Origin of the sequence: Vibrio sp. HI00D65 (assembly GCF_001635455.1) — a bacterium.
In the GTDB taxonomy this organism is placed as follows: domain Bacteria; phylum Pseudomonadota; class Gammaproteobacteria; order Enterobacterales; family Vibrionaceae; genus Vibrio.
Genome location: NZ_LWEH01000610.1, coordinates 1 through 207 on the forward strand (window position 1 = coordinate 1; position 207 = coordinate 207).

A 207-nucleotide genomic window follows, 5' to 3' on the forward strand; every position below is an offset into this window, starting at 1 on the left:
GCTCAAGGGTAGCGGCCGTAGCGGTCATCACTTCAGCTGAACTCGACGATGCAATATGTATAACTAGCTTACCCGTCTCATGAGCATTACGAGTGGTATCTTTGATTTCTCCCGATGGCTTCTTCCCGACCGATAACATCAGCAGTGGCGGATTACTTGAAACAGGCGTGAAATAAGAGAAAGGCGCTAAATTGTATTCTTGGTCAG

Annotated in this window: 1 protein-coding gene; it reads right to left on the reverse strand. The window is 47.3% G+C overall.

Annotation, left to right across the window (positions count from 1 at the left end; all coding sequences use genetic code 11):
- A partial coding sequence (locus A3712_RS24980; protein WP_197465918.1) for a flavin reductase family protein occupies positions 1-207 on the reverse strand: 207 nt, incomplete at both ends.